Source organism: Pedobacter sp. 05L430 (genome assembly GCF_056397585.1).
The window spans coordinates 1-660 of sequence record NZ_JBFTNT010000602.1 but is presented as its reverse complement, the minus strand read 5'-3'; the positions used below and the strand labels follow the sequence as shown (position 1 = coordinate 660).

Annotated in this window: 1 protein-coding gene; it reads left to right on the top strand. The window is 31.4% G+C overall.

Annotation, left to right across the window (positions count from 1 at the left end; translation table 11 throughout):
• Positions 1-660: triple tyrosine motif-containing protein (locus AC1DG9_RS27560; protein ID WP_477635764.1), on the top strand; the 660-nt coding region annotated here is incomplete at both ends.

Here is a 660-nt window from a genome sequence, read left to right as displayed (position 1 = left end):
ATTATACAGTTATTATGAAAAGAGCAGCCTTTTAACCCGAAGAATTAATGACATAAAGGAATTGAGCGATGGTACTATAGTACTTGCTACTGATGGATATGGAATTATTTTTATCAAAAACAGAAAAGTGATAAAGATAATTACCCAAAGAGATGGACTTGCAGATAATATTTGTAAAAAGCTATTCATAAAGGGTAATGATGTATGGATAATTACCAATAATGGCATTAACAAGGTTTCATTAAATAATCAAAAGACGCTTGTAGAAACTTTTGAATTTACCAATGCTTTGCTTAAAGATGATGTTAACTCATTGTATATTGATAACAGTTATGCATATTTCGCAACTAACAGCGGCCTGGTCTATTTTTCAATCAATAAGGTTAAAACCATAAATGAGCCCCCTAAAGTATTTATATCATCTATAATTAATAATAAGATGAAGCTTGGGCTAAATGAGACTAGTCATACGCTTGACCCATCTGACAATAACATTTCATTTTATTATAGCGCCATTGATTTTCAAAATAGAAATATTGTTTACCGCTATCGTTTAAAATCTGATGCCAACTGGACCGAGACAAAAAACAGGAGACTTGAGTTTTCTTCGTTAGAACCAGGTGATTACGTTTTTGAAATAAGTGCCAAAACCAATAATAG